Annotated in this window: 1 pseudogene; it reads left to right on the top strand. The window is 52.0% G+C overall.

Annotated elements, in window-relative coordinates:
* Positions 1 to 275 (top strand): annotated as a pseudogene (ynfH, locus tag IEQ44_RS15800) (selenate reductase membrane anchor subunit YnfH); the annotation flags it as partial.

Here is a 275-nt window from a genome sequence, read left to right as displayed (position 1 = left end):
ATCGCCACTGCGGGCGTTTAACTCCCTGAATCGAATCGGAGCTTCTGGTCTGAGTAACGAGATTGCTGCCGGTTCCATATTTTTTGCCGTTGGCGGATTATGGTGGCTGGTGGCAGTCATCGGTAAAATGCCGCAAGCGTTGGGGAAACTCTGGTTACTTTTCAGCATGGCGCTCGGCGTCATTTTCGTCTGGATGATGACCTGCGTGTATCAAATCGACACCGTGCCAACCTGGCATAACGGTTACACTACGCTGGCTTTCTTCCTGACGGTAT

Origin of the sequence: Nocardioides malaquae (genome assembly GCF_015070385.1) — a bacterium.
GTDB lineage: Bacteria > Actinomycetota > Actinomycetes > Propionibacteriales > Nocardioidaceae > Nocardioides > Nocardioides malaquae.
This window is presented reverse-complemented; position numbering and strand designations above follow the sequence as displayed.